Raw genomic sequence first — 19,668 nt, 5'->3', positions numbered from 1 at the left:
AAAAATATTTAACTTTTGTTGAAGCATACAGACCATTGTAGAGATGCTTAAAAGGTTATTTACGTCTTTCCAGAAAAAAACGTTTCATTAAATCAGCAGCTTCATTTGCCATAACACCTGAAACTACTGTAGTTTTAGGATGCAGTTTGGTTCCCATATTTAGAAATCCGCGTTGTTCATCACGTGCCCCAAAGACAATTTTAGAAATCTGGCTCCAGTATAAAGCTCCAGCGCACATTTGGCAAGGCTCGAGAGTTACATAAAGCGTACAGTCTTTTAAATATTTTCCGCCAAGAAAATTGGCTGCTGCAGTGATAGATTGCATTTCGGCATGAGCCGTAACATCATTTAACAATTCGGTCAAATTATGACTCCTAGCAATAACTTTATCGGCTACAACTATAACAGCTCCAACAGGAATTTCGCCTTTTTCAAAAGCTGCTTCTGCTTCCTGTAAAGCTTTTTTCATGAAATATTCGTCTGTAAAAGGATTTTCCATAAGTGCAAAAATAGGATTTTAGAACTTATTTTTATTACTTTTAAATCGCGATAATAGAATATGGAAAGAAAACATAATATAACTCTTCAGACAAACTGCAAATTGATTTTGCCAATGTTGTCTGCGGTTATAATTGTACTTTTTTTCGGTTGCCAAAACAAAGAAGATAAAAAACAAGAAAACAAGAATATTGAAATTGTTTCAGATACTTCAGCGACAAAATCAGATTCTTTAGATGAGACTATAAATAAAAAAAAATTAGAACAAACACAGACGTCTTCTCTAAAAGTTGAACAAATTAAATCAGAAAAACCTATAACAACAGTATCTGGAGAATCTACCCAAAACAAATCTTCTGAACCTGATAAAGCAAAAAAAGAGGATTCAAACTCATCTCTAAAACCTCTTTCAAATACAAATGCTGAGTTCCCTGGCGGAATAGAACAATTTCATAACTTTTTTATGAAAGAATATAAAAAACCAGAAGATGTAAATTATTGGAAACTCAATTTTACCCTTGCCTTTGCAGTAGAAAAAAACGGTTCGGTATCTTTTCTTGAATGTTCGCCAGCAGTTGAAGAACCACTACAAAAAGAAATCATCAGAGTTTTAAGTTTATGCCCGAAATGGCAGCCGGGAGAATCAAATGGAAAAAAAGTCAGAATGCAATATTCTGTTCCTATTGTATTGAAATAAGTACGGAGCAAAGAAATTAAATTTAAAACCGTAAATTTGCTTTTTACCTTACAATGAAAAGCGATTTACTTTCAAACATATACAATCCAGCCGATTTACGTCTTTTAAAAGAAGAGCAGCTTAGCCAAGTTGCCCAAGAACTTCGTCAGTTTATTATTGATATTGTTTCTGTAAAAGAGGGCCATTTGGGCGCAAGTTTGGGCGTTGTAGAACTTACAATTGCTTTGCATTATGTTTTTAATACTCCAGATGATTTATTGGTTTGGGATGTTGGACATCAAGCTTACGGACATAAAATCCTGACTGAAAGAAGGGAAATTTTTCATACTAATAGACAGATTGGTGGAGTGTCGGGTTTTCCAAAAAGAAGTGAAAGTGTTTACGATACTTTTGGTGTTGGACATTCTTCCACTTCCATTTCAGCAGCGCTCGGAATGGCAATTGCTTCAAAATTAAAAGGAGATTTGGACAAAGAACATATTGCAGTAATCGGTGATGCTTCTATCGCCAGCGGAATGGCTTTTGAAGGTTTAAATCACGCCGGAGTTACAGATGCCAATATTTTGGTGATTCTAAACGATAACGCCATCGGAATTGATCCGAGCGTTGGCGCTTTGAAAAAATATCTTACTTCAGTAAAAAACGGGAAAAATCCGCGCCAAAATAACATTATTAAATCTTTGAATTTTGATTATTCTGGTCCAATTGATGGTCACGATCTTCCGAAATTAATCAAAGAATTAAATCGCCTTAAAAAGATAAAAGGTCCCAAATTTCTTCATATTGTTACTACGAAAGGAAAAGGATTGCAGCAGGCAGAAGAAAATCAGGTTAAATATCATGCGCCTGGAAAATTTGATGCTTCGACTGGAGAAATCCATGTAAAATCTGAAGAAAATCTTCCGCCTAAATTTCAAGATGTTTTTGGCTTGACTATTTTAGATTTAGCCAGAAAAAATGAAAAAATAATCGGAATCACACCTGCAATGCCATCTGGAAGTTCATTAAAATTTATGATGGACGAATTCCCAGAACGTGCTTTTGATGTAGGCATTGCCGAGCAACACGCTGTAACGCTTGCCGCAGGAATGGCCACTCAGGGTATGATTGTGTATTGCAATATTTATTCGACTTTTTTACAGCGCGCCTACGATCAGGTCATTCATGATGTTGCCTTGCAAAACCTGCCAGTTATTTTCTGCCTAGACCGTGCAGGACTGGTCGGTGAAGATGGCGCAACGCATCATGGCGTTTTTGATATTGCTTATCTGCGCTCGATTCCGAATATGGTAATCTATGCTCCGCTGAACGAAATTGAACTTCAAAACATTTTATATACGGTTCAATTAGGAATAGATCATCCAATAGCAATTCGATATCCAAGAGGTCGCGGAGTACTGCCAAATTGGGAAGTAGAAAATTTCGGACATTATGAAAAAATAAATTGGAACGAAGCAAAATGCTTGAAAGATGGTACGAAAGTTGCTGTGCTATCGGCCGGAACAATTGGAAATAATGTTATAGAGGCTTTAAAAGAATCTACCAATTCTAACGAAATCGCCCACTATAACTTTAGCTTCATTAAACCATTAGACATCAATACCTTAAACACAATATTTAAAACTTTCCAAAACATAATTACCATCGAAGAAGGAGTTAAAAATGGTGGTTTTGGAAGTTCAGTTTTAGAGTTCGCAGCATCAAATAATTTCAAAAATTCTATTGAAGTTTTGGGTGTCCCAGACGAATTTATCGAGCATGGAACCGTAAATCAACTGCAAGAATTGTGTAAAATTGACGTTAAAAGTTTAATAAATCTTTTTTCTAACGGTTCAAAATAATTATTTTGCGAAACCAAAAAAAAATTACCTAAATGAAATTATTGCGTTCTACCCTTTTGCTATTATTGCTTTTGTGTACTTCTAATAACTTTGCCCAGATTATACAAACTACTTTAAGCCCAAATCAAGCACCTAAACCGCCGTCCAACTGGAGCAAAAAAAATCAATTAGGGTTTGACATTTCCGAAATTGCTTTTGTCAACTGGAGTGCCGGGGGAACAAGTTCTATTTCAGGCTTATTTAAAGGTGAATTTAATAGAACTTACACAAAGAAAAATCATAAATGGGTAAACGAACTTATCGTAAAATATGGTTTAAATAAACAAGACGGAATTGAGTTAAGAAAAACAGACGATGCTTTTCAGTTCAACTCAACTTACGGTTTTAGAAAAGATACGGCTTCAAACTGGTATTACTCTTCTAAATTAAACTTCAACACACAATTTACAGACGGTTACAATTATCCAAACCGAGATGTCGCGATCTCTAAACCTTTTGCACCAGCTTATATCTTTCTGGGAGCCGGAGCAGAGAATTCAAACAAAGAAAAAAACAGAGTGTTTTATTTCTCTCCTATTACATTAAAAACTACTTTAGTACTTGATCAATATCTTGCCAATCAAGGTTCTTTCGGGGTTAAAAAAGCGGTTTATGCGCCAGACCCTCTAGATCCTACTCAACAGATATTAATTGAAGAAGGTCAAAAAGTAAAAGCCGAATTTGGTATACTTTTTACAGGTTATATGAAAAACGAAATCTATAAAAACGTTTTTTACGAAAACAGATTAAGTTTATATACCGACTATTTGAACAAATTCGGAAATGTCGATATTGATTATGACACACGTTTAGACCTTGTTGTTAACGCATATGTCAAAGCAAACATAGGTGTTCATTTAATTTATGACGACGATATTAAAACCAAAAAAGATGTGGTTGACCCAACTACAGGTGCAACGACTCAGGTAAATGATGGACCAAGAATGCAGCTAAGACAAGTTTTGGGAGTTGGCTTGGTTTACGCTTTCAAATAAATAAAAATAAGAATTATAAAAAATGCCTCTTTCAAATTTCATAAAAGAGGCATTTTTTTATTGCGTACGAATGTGTCTAACGCTTTTTCTGTCCCTGAATAGTTTCATATAATTCAAGTGCATTTCCATCTGTAAGGAGTGAAACATAATGACAGATATGCAATAAACGTTCGTATAGATTACTTTTCTCCAAATGATGTTTCTCTGGCAGCATTTTCAAAATCAGCTTATCATAGTTTGAAGCTGTCCCTTCATACTTATTATTGAATGCTGTAATAAATTTATCCAATAATGTTTGAATAATTTGATAACCCACAATTTCTTTCTCAATCACTTCACGGCTTTGATAGATTTTATCAACGCTAAGTTTGATAATATCATTCATCTGGGCTTTGTATTTGCTTTTGTCGGTTAAAGCATACGGGAAGTTTCCAGCCAAAATTGCTTCTTCATTTTCTACAAAAACATTTACCGCATCATTAATTAACGTTCCAATTGCCAAAGCTCTTAAATAGCTAATGCGATCTTCTTTTGTGGTTAAAGATTTGTATTTAGAAACTCCGATATTGTCTTTTACCAGATTAATCAAATATTCTAGGGCAAAATCTTCAGAAACCAAACCTAAATTGATTCCGTCCTCAAAATCGATAATTGTGTAACAGATATCATCTGCTGCTTCGACCAAATATGCCAATGGATGTCTTTCAAAACCAATATCTTCACCAGATTTATTGGCAATCATTCCCATGTCTTTGGCTACTTCTTCAAAGAACAATTTATCCGACTGAAAGAATCCATATTTTTTATCGGCAATGTTATTGGTCGGTTTTTTTGGAAGACTTTCTTTTGGATATTTCATAAAAGCGCCTAAGGTTGCATAGGAAATACGAAGTCCGCCTTCAATTCCTGGGCGGCTTGCAGTTAATACAGAAAATCCGTTGGCATTTCCTTCAAAATCAATCAAATCCTGCCATTGTTTATCGGTAAGCTGGCTTCTATATTTCTGACCGTTTCCAATAGAAAAATATTCGCCAATTGCCTTTTCACCAGAATGTCCAAAAGGCGGATTCCCAATATCATGCGCCAATGACGCTGCAGCAACTATAGCTCCAAAATCATTCATATGGTAACCATGAACTTCTTTCAGATAAGGATACTTTTCAATAATTTTTTTCCCTACCAAACGTCCAAGCGAACGTCCTACAACAGAAACTTCCAAACTATGCGTTAAACGCGTATGCACGAAATCGGTTTTAGAAAGCGGAATAACTTGTGTTTTATCTTGTAAACTTCTAAAAGCAGAAGAAAATATAATTCGGTCATAATCTACCTCAAATCCTAAACGAGTATCATCTTGTTCTACACGTAATCTTTTGCTTGTATCTCCCTGACGTTTTAATGATAAAAGTTGTTCCCAGTTCATTTGATTTTAGATTGTTGAATTTTAGATTTTAGATTGATGATTTTAGATTAATCATCTAAACGTCAAAAATACGTTTTATTTTAGGATAAAAACAGACAGCTGATTAAGTTTTATTCGCCACGAATTTCACGAATTACCACGAATTATTTTAAGCACAATGATTTGCGAGAATTAGTGAAATTTGTGGCAAAAATCTCAACACCACTCTAAAAAAATCACTTTAATCTATTAGATCTGTGGCAAAGAAAAATTAAAACTCTAAAGCAGTACTATGCTTAATTTCCCCCATTACAAAAATACTGTTCGTATTTCCTATGTTTTCTATGGTCGACAGTTTATTCATTACAAAATCTTGATAACTAGCCATATCTTGCACCAAAATCTTGAGCATAAAATCGTAATCGCCAGCAATGTTATAACATTCTATAATTTCTGGAAGCGCCACAATATCTTTCACAAAGTTGCTTCCGACATTTTTAGCGTGCTCTTTTAAACGGACATTACAAAAAACAGTCATTCCGCGATTCATTTTCTTCTTATCTAAAAGCGCAACATATTTGGTAATATAACCGTCTCTTTCTAGTCTTTTAATTCTTTCATAAACGGGAGTAACTGTCAAGAATAATTTACTTGCCAGATCTTTTGTATTGATATTGCAGTCTTCTTGAAGGTATTTAAGGATCAACAAATCGGTTTTATCTAAATTTTCCATAGTTTTTTTTACGGCTAGAAGTTCATTTTAACCATTTTAAAAGTAATTAAATCTTTAAAAATCTATTTTAAAAACACATTTTACTGAAATAAACCTCAAATATAAGTTATAAAAACCAAGAACGTAAATTTGTTCAGTAAAAAATACTGAATCAAAAATGAAAACAAACAACTTAGGTTACCCAAGAATTGGCAGCAACAGAGAACTGAAAAAAGCCAGCGAATTGTATTGGGCGGGAAAAATTTCGGCAGAAGAACTTATAGATGCCGGAAAAGAAATCCGTCTTAAAAACTGGAAATTACAAGCCGAAGCAGGAGTTGATTTAATTCCTTCTAATGATTTTTCTTTTTATGATCAAGTTTTAGATTTAACTCTAACGCTTGGAGCAATTCCAGCGCGTTATCACGAATTGGCAAAAAGCAATTCATCTCTAGATTTGTATTTTGCAATGGCAAGAGGTTCTCAAAAAGACGGACAAGATGTTGTGGCGATGGAAATGACAAAATGGTTCGACACGAACTATCATTACATTGTTCCTGAATTCACAAAGAATCAAAAGTTTGAATTGTTTTCTGAAAAAATAATCAATGAATTTAAAGAAGCAAAAGACGCTGGAATTACTACAAAACCTGTTTTAATTGGGCCTGTTTCTTATTTATTATTAGGAAAAGAAAAAGAAGAAGGTTTTAATAGAATTGATCTTATTGATGCTTTATTGCCTGTTTATTTTGAAATTTTAGAAAAACTGCAAGCCGAAAATGCTGAATATATTCAGCTTGACGAACCTTTCTTAGCTTTAAACCTAACAGACAAAGAAAGAAGCGTTTTCACGAAAGTGTACAACGAAATCAACAAAAGATTCCCAAAGCTTAAAATTGTTTTAGCAAACTATTTTGACTGTTTTGGAGAAAATCTAGAAACAGCTTTAGCGCTTCCTGTTGACACTTTCCATTTGGATTTAGTTCGCTGTCCGCTTCAATTAGATGACATTTTAGAATCAGGAAAATTAGCATCAAATGTAAATCTTTCTCTTGGAGTTGTTGACGGAAGAAACATCTGGAAAAACGATTTTAAAAAATCTTTAGAATTAATCAAAAAAGCCACTGATGCTTTAGGAGCTGATCGAGTTTTGATTGCGCCTTCTTGCTCATTAATTCACAGTCCGTGCGATTTGGATTTAGAGACAAACGATCAAACGCTAACTCCTGAAATCAAACAATGGCTGGCTTTTGCTAAACAGAAAATCAGCGAAATTGTACTTTTAAAACAATTTGCTTCTAATGAAGTAAACGCGGAAAACTCTGCTGATTACAAAGAAAATGTTTTGGCAAACGAGAATCGTAAAACTTCGAAATTAATTCATAATAACGAAGTAAAAGCGCGTGTAGCCGGAATTACAGCTTCAGACGATAAACGTAAAAGTGCTTTTGCATCAAGAAGAAAAAGCCAAATTGAAGCTTTAAAACTGCCATTATTTCCAACAACCACAATTGGATCTTTTCCTCAAACAGCAGAAGTGAGAAGCTGGAGAGCAAAATTCAAAAAAGGAGAATTAACGACGGAAGAATACAACGATTTAATCGAAAAAGAAACCGAAGCTACGATTCGTTTTCAAGAAGAAACAGGAATCGATGTATTAGTTCATGGCGAGTTTGAGCGCAACGATATGGTGGAATATTTCGGCGAACAATTGGCAGGATTTACTTTTACAAAAAACGGTTGGGTTCAGAGCTACGGAAGCCGTTGCGTGAAACCGCCTGTTATTTACGGAGACGTTTCTCGTCCAAATCCAATGACAGTAAAATGGTCGCAGTACGCACAATCTTTAACTCCAAAATGGGTAAAAGGAATGCTTACTGGACCTGTAACAATTCTGCAATGGTCGTTTGTACGAAACGATCAGCCTCGTTCTGAAACTTGTACTCAAATCGCTTTGGCTATTCGTGACGAAGTAGTTGATTTAGAAAAAGCTGGAATCAAAATCATTCAAATTGATGAACCGGCAATTCGCGAAGGTCTTCCGTTAAGAAAAGAAGAATGGGCAAAATATTTAGATTGGGCAGTTCGTGCATTCAGAATTTCTGCAAGCGGAGTAAACGATGACACTCAGATTCATACGCACATGTGTTATAGCGAATTCAATGATATCATTCAAAACATTGCCGACATGGACGCCGATGTTATTACTATTGAATGTTCGCGCTCGCAAATGGAACTTCTAGATGCTTTTGCAGACTTTAAATATCCAAACGAAATTGGCCCTGGAGTTTATGATATTCATTCTCCTCGTGTTCCGTCAAGTAAAGAAATGGTTCGTTTGTTAGAAAAAGCTTCAAACGTAATTCCAGTAGATCAGCTTTGGGTTAACCCAGATTGCGGTTTAAAAACCCGTCATTGGGACGAAACCAAAAAAGCGCTGATTGAAATGGTTGCCGCAGCTCAAGAAATGCGAACAGCTGTAGAAAATCCTGTGACTTAATTCTTTTTAAATAGTTTTTGTTTTTATGCCAGCAAATGAGGCCGAATATTAGTTATGATTCGGTTCGGCTTCATTCTGTTGGCATTTCTTTTTAGGCAATTAACAGCTTTTCAAACATTAAGTTGTTTCCTTTTTTTGACACGCTTTGTGTTAATTCATAAAACTTTTCTTCTGCCTTAAAAAAAACAGATGTAAAATTCTGTATTTTAGCTATTTACAATTAATAATTTTAATTTTATGTATTCAATAGCTCAATACACAGATTTTTTTATTAGTTATTTAAAAACCCAAATTATAGATAAAGAACCTAAAAATCTATACGATCCTATATCGTATATGATGGCTTTGGGAGGAAAACGATTACGACCAACGCTTACTCTTCTAACTACAGAAATTTTTGGAGCAGATTATAAATTGGCACTGCCTGCTGCTTTGGCAATTGAAGTTTTTCATAATTCCTCATTAATTCATGACGATATTATAGACGAAGATCCTATTAGAAGAGGAAAAGCTACCGTGCACAAAAGATGGAATACTAACATTGCTATTCTTGCTGGAGATGCAATGATTATTCTAACTTATGACTATCTGCAAAATTATGAACCAAATCTTTGCAAGGATTTAATTAAAGCAGTCAATAAAATGGGATTGGAAGTATGCGAAGGACAAATTTGGGATGTTGATTTTGAGACCCGTCAAAATGTTACCGTTTCAGAATATCTAAAAATGATTGAGTACAAAACGGGAGCCCTTATAGCGACATCAATGAAAATTGGTGCCCTAATTGCTCAAACATCACAAGAAAACTGCGATTTAATTTATGAATTTGGACTTAATATAGGCTTAGCATTTCAGCTGCAAGATGATTATTTGGATCTTTTTGGCGACACTCTTACTTTTGGAAGACGACTAGGAGGCGATATCATTTCGAATAAAAAAACCTATTTATATTTTAAAGCTCTTGAAATTACAAGTGAAAGCGAAAAAGAATTATTAAAAGATTTGTACGCTGTTCGCCTGGAAGACAACACCAATAAAATTAAAACCATAACTGATTTGTTTCTGAAATCTGGAGTGGCAAAAGCAACACAAGAATCAATCAAAAAGTACACTAATAAAGCTTCTAAAATTTTAGACAAAATCAATATAGAAGAGGATAATAAAAAACTATTAAGAGATTTTGCCGAGAGTTTAATAGGAAGACGAGTTTAATTTTTAATCCCAAATCACTTTTCGCAACAGAAAAATTTCTCATAAAAAAACGCCCCATTTGGAGCGCTTTCTGAAATTGAATATAAAAACTAAAGATTAGAAGTTTTTAGAAATTCCAATGCTTGCTGTTTTACCAAAGTTGAAATTAAACTTGCTTACATCTGGACCGTTGTTATCATAATTTAATGTTTCGTATCCTAAACCACCAATGCTGAAGTTAAGACCAAAACCATTTTTCATATTAATGAAAAGAGCTGGAGTTACACCAATATACATTCCATCAGCTTTATATTTTGTGTAGTCTGATCCAATGTAATCTTTTTCAGTTTGATTTTGGAAACCAGCTCCTAAATCTGCGAATACTGAGAAAGTTTGGCTTAATGGCATTGTGTAACGCACAAATGCACCAAACTTAGAACTGTTTGTTTTGTATTCATTCAGACCTTGATCATCTTTTGAAGAAGCAACTGTAAACTCACCTCCAACTGTCCAGTTTTCGTGGAATTGGTAACCTACTTTTGGAGAAAAAGCAAATTCGTTTGATTTTCTTTCAGCGTTACCGAAATCTCTTGTTTCAGAAGAATAAGAGATGTTACCACCTACTAATACTGTTCCTTTTTGTGCGTTTGCAAAACTGCAGATAGCTAAAGCAGCTACCACTAACATTTTTTTCATTTGGGCTTTTATTTTAAAATTTATGTTTCCCTTAACAATAACGATGCCGTGAATACTGGGCAGTTCAATTTTTTTATGATTACTTTAAAAGATAAAATTTTAGCAATCGAGACTATTTCTGTTTACTTTTGTAGCAAATAAAAAGTCATGTCGATAGAAGTAAACAGCATATCAAAAAGTTACGGAGAGCAAAAAGCTTTAAATGAAATTTCTTTTAAAATTGAGAAAGGAGAGATCGTAGGATTTCTTGGTCCAAACGGAGCTGGAAAATCTACCTTAATGAAAATTTTGACCACTTATTTACTTGCCGATAGCGGTTCAGCCCTTGTAAATGGTCACGATGTCATGACAAACGCAAAAGAGGTGCAACGCTCAATTGGGTATTTACCAGAACATAATCCGTTGTATTTGGATTTGTATGTTCGTGAGTATTTGGCATTTAACGCCGATGTATATAACGTGCCAAAATCAAGAATAGAAGAAGTAATTCAACTGACAGGACTGACACCAGAAAGCCATAAAAAGATTGGACAGCTCTCAAAAGGATACCGCCAACGTGTTGGATTAGCAAATGCTTTGCTTCATGATCCAGAAGTTTTAATTTTGGACGAACCAACTACCGGGCTGGATCCTAATCAGTTAATGGAAATTCGTAATGTGATTAAAAATGCGGGGAAAAATAAAACAGTTTTTTTATCCACACACATTATGCAGGAAGTCGAAGCAATTTGCGATCGTGTCATAATTATTGACAAAGGACAAATTGTTGCAGACAATAAATTAGACCATTTGGTAACTGCCGACAAAGAGCAAGTTATTGAAGTAGAGTTTGATTACAAAGTTGAAGAACAACTTTTGGCTAAACTAGAAAATATTTCTTCGTATATAAATACTCATGACATGACATGGGAGCTGACTTTTATTACAGACAAAGATATGCGTCCTGCTATTTTTGATTTTGCCAACGAAAATGGTTTAAAAACATTACAATTGAATCAGAAAAATAAAAATCTGGAAGCTGTTTTTAGAGAAATTACTAAGTAAGTTTTCAGTCGCAGGTCACGGTTTTCAGTTAGAAAAGCGGTTTGTTTTTTATAAAACAAACCGCTTTTTTTATTGTTTTTTTCTACAAATCAGAAAAATATAGGTTTTTCAAAAAAAATAATTATTATTTTTATTTAGACTTGTTATAAATAATATTATATTTGGCAAATCAAATTTTAAATGCCACTATAAGTCATGCATAATTCTTCTATAGCAACAATTACATTTACATACCGCATATAAATTTCGTTCTTTAAATACCTTGTTTTTTGTTTTTTTTTGTGTTAGTCAAGAGCCTGTTCCTTCAAACAGGCTCTTCTACCTTTATAAGGATTATAATTCTGAAAGCACTTCTCGCATTTCCTCAATTACAAGTTTCACATCATCTTCTGTAGTTCTCCAATTTACAAAAGAAGCGCGAATACCCTTTTTGTTTTGATAAACTGTAGGCGTCATAAACACTTTTCCTCTATCATTCAAAGCAGATAAAAATTGGCTTACTTTTTCCTGATTGTGTTCTCCTTTTAAAGTAAAACAGACATTATTAAGACGAATTGGCGCTAAAAGTTCAAAATCATTTTCTATCAAAGCATTTCCAAAATGTAAAGCCAATGCTGTACTATCTTCAATAATATCTCTGAACCCTTCTTTTCCGTAAGCCTTAAGCGAAAACCACACGGGAAGAGCACGCAAACGGCGTGAATTTTCAGGAAGTACATTTAGATAATTAAAGTTCTCCAATGCATTTCCTAAATAAGGTGCATTTGAATTTTGGAAAGTTTCAATCTGAAGATTAATATGTTCTTTTTTGATTAAATAAAAGGCACTTTCATATGGAACATTCAGCCATTTATGACAATCAATAGTAATACTGTCTGCTCCTTCCCAACCTTTTACATAATGTTTGCATTTTTCCGAAACAGCAGCAAATCCGCCAAAAGCGCCATCAATATGCCACCAGAAATTGTATTTTCCTTTTAGAACTGCAATGGCTTCAAAATCATCAAAATCAGCCGTATTTACAGTTCCTGCACTTGAAATCAGGATAAAAGGTTTTCCGTTTAAAGCTGTTATTTTTTCTTCTAAATCGGCAATATCCAAAGCCTCACGGTTTCCTTCGATTGTTTTTACAACTGTATAATTCTGGCTTCCAATTCCTAAAAGTGACAAACATTTTATAGAAGAAGAATGTGGGGTTGCCGTTAGGATATTAATTCGTTCTGAAATTCCGTTTTTAGCAAAATCTTTTCCAGACTGTTTCCCAAACCATTGTCTGGCAACACCAAGCGAAGTAAAGTTTGACATGGTCGCGCCTGTAACGAATCCGCCTAAAAATGTATCTGGAAGTTCTAATAATTGCAATAATAAATTAATAGTTTCAAATTCTATTAAGGCTGAATTCCCGCCTTGGGATGTTACCGACTGCGTATTTTGATCGTAAACAGAAGCCAACCAGTCACCTACAATAGAAGCTGGTGTTGAACCTCCTGTTACAAATCCCCAATATCTTGGCCCAGACGAAGAAACCATCAATGGAGCCAGTCTCTCATTAAATTCCTTTAAAGCTTCGATAGATCCTAAACCTAATTCGTTTAGCTCGGTTTTAGGATCGATTGAATAGGTATTGGATGTTGGAATATTTTCAATATTATTCAGAAAATCAATTCCTTGCTGTTTTGTTTTTTCTAAGATATTCTCAAAATTATTGAGATCATGCTGTAATTTTGAATTCATAAGTTTGTTGTATTAGTTATGTCGCGCAGATTGCGCGGATGAGAAAGATTAATAAAAATTTGAGTGTTTTAAGGAACTGCTACCACTTTGTCTTTTCGGAGAATCTAGAAACCATCATCGAGCAGATTACATCTCCGTTAGCATTTAATAAAGTAGCAATTGGATCTACCAAAGTTCCTAGAATCATAGCGACCGGAAGTGCTTGCTCCATAGGAAAACCATAAACTGTTATCGCTAAAATTTCACCAATATAACCTCCGTTCGGGATTCCTCCTTCGACAATCGAAACGATAACTGTAATTCCGAGTGCCAAAAGAATCGTCATAGGGTCTGAAAAATCTTTACCAAACATGGCAAACAAAAAGGTTATTTTTAAGATGGATGACATGCTCGAGCCGTCTTTATGCAAAGGCGCTCCAAGCGGAATCACTAAGTTTCTAACATGTGCTGGAATTCCCATTTTTTCTGCTGCAGCTAAATTGGCTGGAATCGTTGCAATACTACTGCAAGTTCCTACTGCTGTTAAAGAAGGCATTATATTATTGCTCCAAAAAACTTTAAAAGCTCTTTTTCCGCCAGCAACAAGTGCATATAAACTGAAAAACACAAAGAAATAGAAGACACAAGCTGCATAATAAACTGCCATAGGTTTTGCATAAACTCCCAACAATTGTGGTCCGAAAACACCAACTTGATAAGCAAAATAAGCTCCTAAACCAATAGGCGCCAATTTCATGATGATGTTCAAAAGCTGTTTCATTACCTCGTTTCCTGAATCTAGAAAACTTTTGAAAGCATTTCCTTTTTCTCCTGATTGTAATGTGGCAAAACCGACTAAAAACGAAAAAATAATAAGGGCCAGCATACTTTTTCGAGACAATAATTCGAAGAAATCATTGGCCGTAATCAATTTGGCAATCTGATCTCCTGCTGATCCTGACGCAACTTCTTCAAACGGAACTTTAGCAATTGCTATATCTTCGTGAATTGGAAAAAGATAAACCGCGCAAATCATCACAATTGCTGAAATCAAAATAGTCGCCAGAAAGACTAGTACCATTATGACAAACAGTTTTCCAAGCTTTTCTGTCCGTTCCAGATTAGCGACAGAAGAACCAATCGTGAAAAAGATAAGCGGAATAATGGCTGTGAAAAGTAAATTCAGGAATATATCGCCAAGCGGTTTTATAATCAAAACATCTTCTCCAAATACTAACCCAAAAATACTCCCGATTATGATTCCGCCAAGAAGCCATAAAATACTGCTGTAACTCTGCAAAAAATTGATTTTCTTAACTTCCATAATGATAAAAGGATTAGAATTCAGCAAGCTTTATATTTTTAAAAACATAGAAACATAGTTCTCTTTGTACATAAAGGGATTTCATTTGTTTAAACAGACATGACTATGTGTGAAAAATTTGTTTTTCTTTTAATTCTTCTCAGTTAAAATTAAAAAAATCTATGTTTCTATGTGTTTAAAAATTTCATTTATTTCTCCAAAACAAGAGTAGTAAAAGCTCTATCGACCAATTCGCCGGTTTTGCTTTTTACTTTTTCGGTCTGTGTTTCAGTATAAACGATTTTAAAATCTGATTTTTTAACTAATTCGTGTGCTTTTTGAGTGCTGTATAATTCAAATTCGAATTGAGTAAAAGGCAGTGTTTTCATGAAATCTTCTTCGGCAAAAGTCAAACAGAAAGTACCGTTCGATTTTAAAACTCTATAAATTTCTGAAAGCAATTCTTCAGGCTTTTGCCAAAAATAAATCGTATTTACAGTGAAAATTTTATCGAATAATCCATCTTCAAATGGAATCGTATTTCCGTCATAAGTTGAAAAAAAAGCCTGTTTTTGAGAAACAAAATTTCGATTGATCTGGCGTGCTTCCTTAAACATCAGTTCCGACATTTCCAGTCCGTAATATTTTAGTTTTTCGGCTTGTTCAAACAGAAATTCTACGTGGCCTGCGTTTCCATGACCTAATTCCAAAATTCTATTTTCATTTGAAATATTTAGATTTTGGATGGAATGTTTGGTCATATTGATGTTCGTTTCGTTCATCATATTGGCCATTTCAATTCCTTTTTCTCCCGATGGATGTTTCAATTGAGAGGCTATGGCTTGTAATTCTTCTTGTTTCATGACTGCAAAAGTTAAATTCCAAAATTTAAAAATACAAAATTCCAAGCCTGTTGGTCATTGCGAGGAACGACAACTAGACCTCAACAACTTTGTCAAAGTTTTAAACTTTGACAAAGTTCTATGCGTGTGCAATTAAAAAACCTGACTTGCAATCTGGCGGATATTCTCCGATTTACCCATTGAATAATAATGCAAAAACGGAACTCCAGCAGCTTTTAATTCTAATGACTGCTGAATCGCCCACTCGATTCCGACTTGTTTGATTTCAGCGTTATTTTTGCATTTGTCTACTGCATCGATTAAATCTTCTGGCAAATCAATTCTAAAAATCTGAGGTAAAACTTGTAAATGTCTTTGAACAGCGATTGGTTTAATTCCAGGTATAATCGGAATTGTGATGCCCATTTCTCTTGCTTTTTCTACGAAAGCAAAATATTTTGAGTTATCAAAAAACATCTGCGTTACTACATAATCAGCTCCAGCATCTACCTTTTCTTTTAATCTTTTTAAATCTGATTGTAAAGAAGGAGATTCCAAGTGCTTTTCTGGATAACCTGCAACTCCAATACAGAAATCAGCTTTGTTGTCGGCATCGATTACTTCATGAAGATATTTTCCGCAGTTTAGATCTTTAATTTGTTTAACCAAATCAATTGCGTAATGATTTCCGCCAGCTTTTGGCACAAAAGATTGCTCATCTTTCATGGCGTCGCCTCGAAGTGCCATTACGTTGTTGATTCCTAAATAATGACAGTCAACCAGCATATATTCGGTTTCTTCTTTGGTAAAACCTCCGCAAAGCAAATGCGGAACAGTGTCAACATTGTATTTATGTTTTATAGAAGCGCAAATTCCAAGCGTTCCCGGACGCATACGAGTCAGTTTTTTGTCCAAAAGTCCGTTACCGCGATCAATGTAAATGTACTCTTCACGAGAAGTTGTTACATCAATAAACGGCGGATTAAACTCCATTAAGGGATCAATATTATCGTATAATTCCTGAATACTCTTCCCTTTTTGAGGCGGAATAATTTCAAATGAGAATAATGTTTTTCCTTTTGCCTTTTCTATATGTTCTGTTACTTTCATTCTTAAAGTTATGAGTTATGAGTTATGAATTTTGAGTTTGAATTGTGTAAAAAATCTGAATCAAAAAACGTAAATCAATCATTTTTGTTTGTTTCAAAGTTTCAGGTTTAAAGCTTCAAGTTGCTTTGGAGAACTTGAAACCTGAAACTTGAAACTAAAATAACTTTTGTTAATCTGCGATATTAGGGTTTAACCATTTCATTGCGTAATCCAGTGGTACATTTCGGCGTTTGGCGTAATCTGTAACCTGATCTTCTTTTATTTTTCCGAGTCCGAAATAGCGGCTTTTCGGATTTCCAAAATAATATCCTGAAACCGATGAAGCTGGCCACATTGCCATACTTTCTGTTAGTTTCACTCCAATCTGTTTTTCAACATCTAAAAGCTTCCAGATTGTTGGCTTTTCCAAGTGATCCGGACAAGCAGGATAACCCGGAGCAGGACGAATTCCTTTATAATTCTCCTTAATTAATTCTTCGTTGGTTAAAGATTCTTCGCTGTCATAACCCCAGAAATCTTTACGCACTCTTTCGTGAAGATATTCGGCGAAAGCTTCAGCAAAACGATCGGCAAGCGCTTTCACCATAATCGAATTATAATCGTCTAAATTCTTTTCGTATTCGGCAGCCCACTCATCTACACCAAAACCAGTTGTTACACAGAAAGCTCCCATGTAATCTTCGATTCCGCTTTCTTTTGGCAGAATAAAATCAGCTAAAGCAATATTTGGTGCGCCTTTCGTTTTTTGTGATTGCTGACGAAGCGTTAAGAATTTCTCTAGAACTTTTCCGTTTTCATCACGCAATTCGATATCGTCGTCATTTACCTGATTCGCAGGGAAAATTCCGTAAATACCTTTTGCTTTTAGTTTTCTCTCTGCTAAAATTACTTTCAGCATTGCCTGTGCATCGTTAAAAACAGAAGTCGCTTCTTTACCCACAACCTCATCAGTCAAAATCGCTGGATATTTTCCGTACAATTCCCAAGTCTGGAAAAATGGTGTCCAGTCAATATACGGAACCAAAACATCCAATTCAACTTCGATAGTTTGTGCGCCAATTACTTTTGGTTTAGTCGGAGTATATTCAGACCAATCCAATTGCATTTTGTTCTTACGAGCATCTTCGATCGTTAAGAAATTTTTATCTCTCGAACGATTTAAAAACGTTTCTCTAAACGAATCGTATTCTGCACGAATATCTGCTGCATATATTTTTCTATTATGATCTAACAGATTTCCAGCAACAGTAACGGCTCTCGAAGCATCGTTTACGTGAATTACGGTTTCTCTGTATTGTGGCGCAATTTTCACGGCTGTATGCGCGCGCGAAGTCGTTGCTCCACCAATCATAATCGGGATTTTAATATCTTGTTTGTCTAATTCTTTGGCCAAATAAACCATTTCGTCAAGCGAAGGCGTGATCAGTCCGCTTAATCCAATGATATCTACATTATGTTCGATTGCAGCCGAAATAATTTTCTCTGGAGGAACCATAACACCAAGATCTACAATCTCATAATTGTTACAAGCCAAAACTACCGAAACGATGTTTTTTCCAATATCATGAACGTCACCTTTTACAGTCGCCATCAAGATTTTTCCATTTCCTTGTTTGTCTCCGGCTTGCTTGCTGGCTTCAATAAAAGGCAATAAATAAGCCACCGCTTTTTTCATTACACGAGCCGATTTTACTACCTGTGGCAAGAACATTTTTCCGCTTCCGAATAAATCTCCAACCACATTCATTCCAGCCATTAAGTTGATCTCGATAACTTCGATTGGTTTTGTGGCTGCCAAACGTGCTTCTTCTACATCTTCTTCAATAAAAGCATCAATTCCTTTTACCAATGAATGTGTAATACGCTCCTGAACAGTTCCAAAACGCCATTCCTGAACCGTTTTTTCGTCGCTTTTTGCTTCGCCTTTTACACTTTCGGCAAAATCCAAAAGTCTTTCGGTTGCATCGTCTCGTCTATCTAAAATTACGTCTTCAACGTATTCTAATAAGTCTTTCGGAATATCATCATAAATCGTCAACATTTCAGGGTTCACGATTCCCATCGTCATTCCGTTTTTGATTGCGTGGTATAAAAATACCGAGTGCATCGCTTCACGAACGGTATCGTTTCCTCTAAAAGAGAACGAAACGTTACTTACTCCACCGCTGATATGTGCGTGCGGAAGATTCTCACGAACCCATTTTGTTCCTCTAAAGAAATCCAATGCGTTCAATCTATGCTCTTCCATTCCCGTTGCAACTGGGAAAATATTTAAATCGAAAATAATATCCTGCGGAGGAAAATCTACTTTGTTTACCAAAATATCATACGAACGCTGACAAATCTCCACTCTACGATCATAATTATCGGCTTGACCTACTTCGTCGAAAGCCATTACAATTGCAGCGGCACCGTAACGTTTGATCAATTTAGCGTGGTGAATAAAGGCTTCTTCTCCTTCTTTTAACGAAATCGAGTTTACAACGCTTTTTCCTTGTACTACTTTTAGACCCGCTTCAATGATTTCCCATTTCGAACTGTCGATCATAATCGGCACTCTCGAAATATCTGGTTCTGCAGCAATTAAATTCAAAAATTTAGTCATTGCCGTAACACCGTCAAGCATTCCTTCATCCATATTAATATCGATGATTTGTGCTCCTCCTTCTACCTGCTGTCTTGCAATATCAAGTGCCTCGTCATATTTCTCTTCCTTGATTAAGCGAAGGAATTTTCTTGAACCTGTTACATTCGTACGCTCACCAACATTCACGAAAACACTTTCGGGCGTAATAATCAACGGCTCTAATCCTGATAATACAAGGTCTCTTCTTTTTTCTGTCATTTCTTTTTAAGTTACTGAGATTCTAAGATGCTTAGATTCTGAGTTTTTTTATTCTATTTTCTTTCCTGCAAGGTTTTTAAAAACCTTGTAGGTATATGCATTTTCAATATTTTAATTTGGGCGTGTCCTTCGGCCAGGTTATCCGTTACAAGTCCTCGACCAATTCCGTTTCACTGCATTGGTCTGCGGGCTTTTCACTTCTATCCCTCACGCAAACTCGGTTTCATAAAACGATTTATG

The 19,668-nt window shown here is 35.1% G+C and carries 15 protein-coding genes; 6 read left to right on the top strand and 9 right to left on the bottom strand.

Features of this window, described 5'->3' with window-relative positions:
• Positions 1–55 precede the first annotated feature (55 nt).
• Positions 56–499, bottom strand: coding sequence for a nucleoside deaminase (locus GR162_RS02525; protein ID WP_119789230.1), 444 nt, complete (start codon positions 497–499; stop codon positions 56–58).
• Between the two features lie 60 nt (positions 500–559).
• Here GR162_RS02525 and GR162_RS02520 point away from each other — a divergent pair, with 60 nt between their 5' ends.
• Genes GR162_RS02520 through GR162_RS02510 form a run of 3 tightly spaced genes read left to right on the top strand, consistent with a single transcriptional unit; the run spans position 560 to position 4,070 of the window.
• Positions 560–1,195, top strand: a complete 636-nt coding sequence (locus tag GR162_RS02520; RefSeq protein WP_160780866.1) for a hypothetical protein — start codon at positions 560–562, stop codon at positions 1,193–1,195.
• Between the two features lie 53 nt (positions 1,196–1,248).
• Positions 1,249–3,036, top strand: coding sequence for a 1-deoxy-D-xylulose-5-phosphate synthase (locus GR162_RS02515; RefSeq protein ID WP_160780865.1), 1,788 nt, complete (start codon positions 1,249–1,251; stop codon positions 3,034–3,036).
• A 32-nt stretch (positions 3,037–3,068) separates the two neighbouring features.
• On the top strand, positions 3,069–4,070 hold the full coding sequence (locus tag GR162_RS02510; protein ID WP_160780864.1) for a DUF3078 domain-containing protein: 1,002 nt from the start codon (positions 3,069–3,071) through the stop codon (positions 4,068–4,070).
• A 76-nt stretch (positions 4,071–4,146) separates the two neighbouring features.
• On the opposite strand, the gene GR162_RS02505 is transcribed toward GR162_RS02510, so the two are convergent.
• Together GR162_RS02505 and GR162_RS02500 are read right to left on the bottom strand one after the other, a co-directional pair.
• Positions 4,147–5,493 carry a deoxyguanosinetriphosphate triphosphohydrolase gene (locus tag GR162_RS02505; RefSeq protein WP_160780863.1) on the bottom strand — a complete coding sequence of 449 codons (1,347 nt, stop codon included), beginning with the start codon at positions 5,491–5,493 and terminating at the stop codon, positions 4,147–4,149.
• A 250-nt stretch (positions 5,494–5,743) separates the two neighbouring features.
• Positions 5,744–6,205, bottom strand: a complete 462-nt coding sequence (locus GR162_RS02500) for an Lrp/AsnC family transcriptional regulator (protein ID WP_012023598.1) — start codon at positions 6,203–6,205, stop codon at positions 5,744–5,746.
• Positions 6,206–6,362: 157 nt separating this feature from the next.
• On the opposite strand from GR162_RS02500, the gene metE reads away from it, so the two are divergent.
• Complete coding sequence (metE, locus tag GR162_RS02495) at positions 6,363–8,684, top strand: 5-methyltetrahydropteroyltriglutamate--homocysteine S-methyltransferase (protein ID WP_160780862.1); 2,322 nt, start codon at positions 6,363–6,365, stop codon at positions 8,682–8,684.
• A 237-nt stretch (positions 8,685–8,921) separates the two neighbouring features.
• Positions 8,922–9,896 (top strand): polyprenyl synthetase family protein, encoded by a 975-nt coding sequence (locus GR162_RS02490; protein ID WP_160780861.1) that lies wholly within the window; start codon positions 8,922–8,924, stop codon positions 9,894–9,896.
• A 96-nt stretch (positions 9,897–9,992) separates the two neighbouring features.
• On the opposite strand, the gene GR162_RS02485 is transcribed toward GR162_RS02490, so the two are convergent.
• Positions 9,993–10,571, bottom strand: coding sequence for an outer membrane beta-barrel protein (locus GR162_RS02485; RefSeq protein ID WP_160780860.1), 579 nt, complete (start codon positions 10,569–10,571; stop codon positions 9,993–9,995).
• Between the two features lie 147 nt (positions 10,572–10,718).
• Here GR162_RS02485 and gldA point away from each other — a divergent pair, with 147 nt between their 5' ends.
• Positions 10,719–11,615, top strand: a complete 897-nt coding sequence (gldA, locus tag GR162_RS02480) for a gliding motility-associated ABC transporter ATP-binding subunit GldA (protein ID WP_160780859.1) — start codon at positions 10,719–10,721, stop codon at positions 11,613–11,615.
• A gap of 333 nt (positions 11,616–11,948) precedes the next feature.
• On the opposite strand, the gene GR162_RS02475 is transcribed toward gldA, so the two are convergent.
• The 5 genes from GR162_RS02475 to metH form a co-directional block, all read right to left on the bottom strand.
• A complete protein-coding gene (locus GR162_RS02475; protein WP_160780858.1) occupies positions 11,949–13,349 on the bottom strand; it encodes a pyridoxal-dependent decarboxylase in 1,401 nt (466 codons plus the stop codon).
• Positions 13,350–13,428: 79 nt separating this feature from the next.
• Entirely contained in the window at positions 13,429–14,652 is a 1,224-nt protein-coding gene (locus GR162_RS02470) for a dicarboxylate/amino acid:cation symporter (RefSeq protein WP_160780857.1), read from the bottom strand.
• A gap of 188 nt (positions 14,653–14,840) precedes the next feature.
• Positions 14,841–15,494 carry a class I SAM-dependent methyltransferase gene (locus GR162_RS02465; RefSeq protein ID WP_160780856.1) on the bottom strand — a complete coding sequence of 218 codons (654 nt, stop codon included), beginning with the start codon at positions 15,492–15,494 and terminating at the stop codon, positions 14,841–14,843.
• Between the two features lie 132 nt (positions 15,495–15,626).
• A complete protein-coding gene (metF, locus tag GR162_RS02460) occupies positions 15,627–16,583 on the bottom strand; it encodes a methylenetetrahydrofolate reductase [NAD(P)H] (RefSeq protein ID WP_160780855.1) in 957 nt (318 codons plus the stop codon).
• 169 nt (positions 16,584–16,752) lie between these two features.
• Positions 16,753–19,428 carry a methionine synthase gene (metH, locus tag GR162_RS02455; protein ID WP_160780854.1) on the bottom strand — a complete coding sequence of 892 codons (2,676 nt, stop codon included), beginning with the start codon at positions 19,426–19,428 and terminating at the stop codon, positions 16,753–16,755.
• Between the last annotated feature and the right edge of the window lie 240 nt (positions 19,429–19,668).

Source organism: Flavobacterium sp. HBTb2-11-1 (assembly GCF_009826975.1).
Lineage (GTDB): Bacteria > Bacteroidota > Bacteroidia > Flavobacteriales > Flavobacteriaceae > Flavobacterium.
Note: the sequence above shows the minus strand (reverse complement) of the source record. Positions and strands in the feature narration are given on the sequence as shown.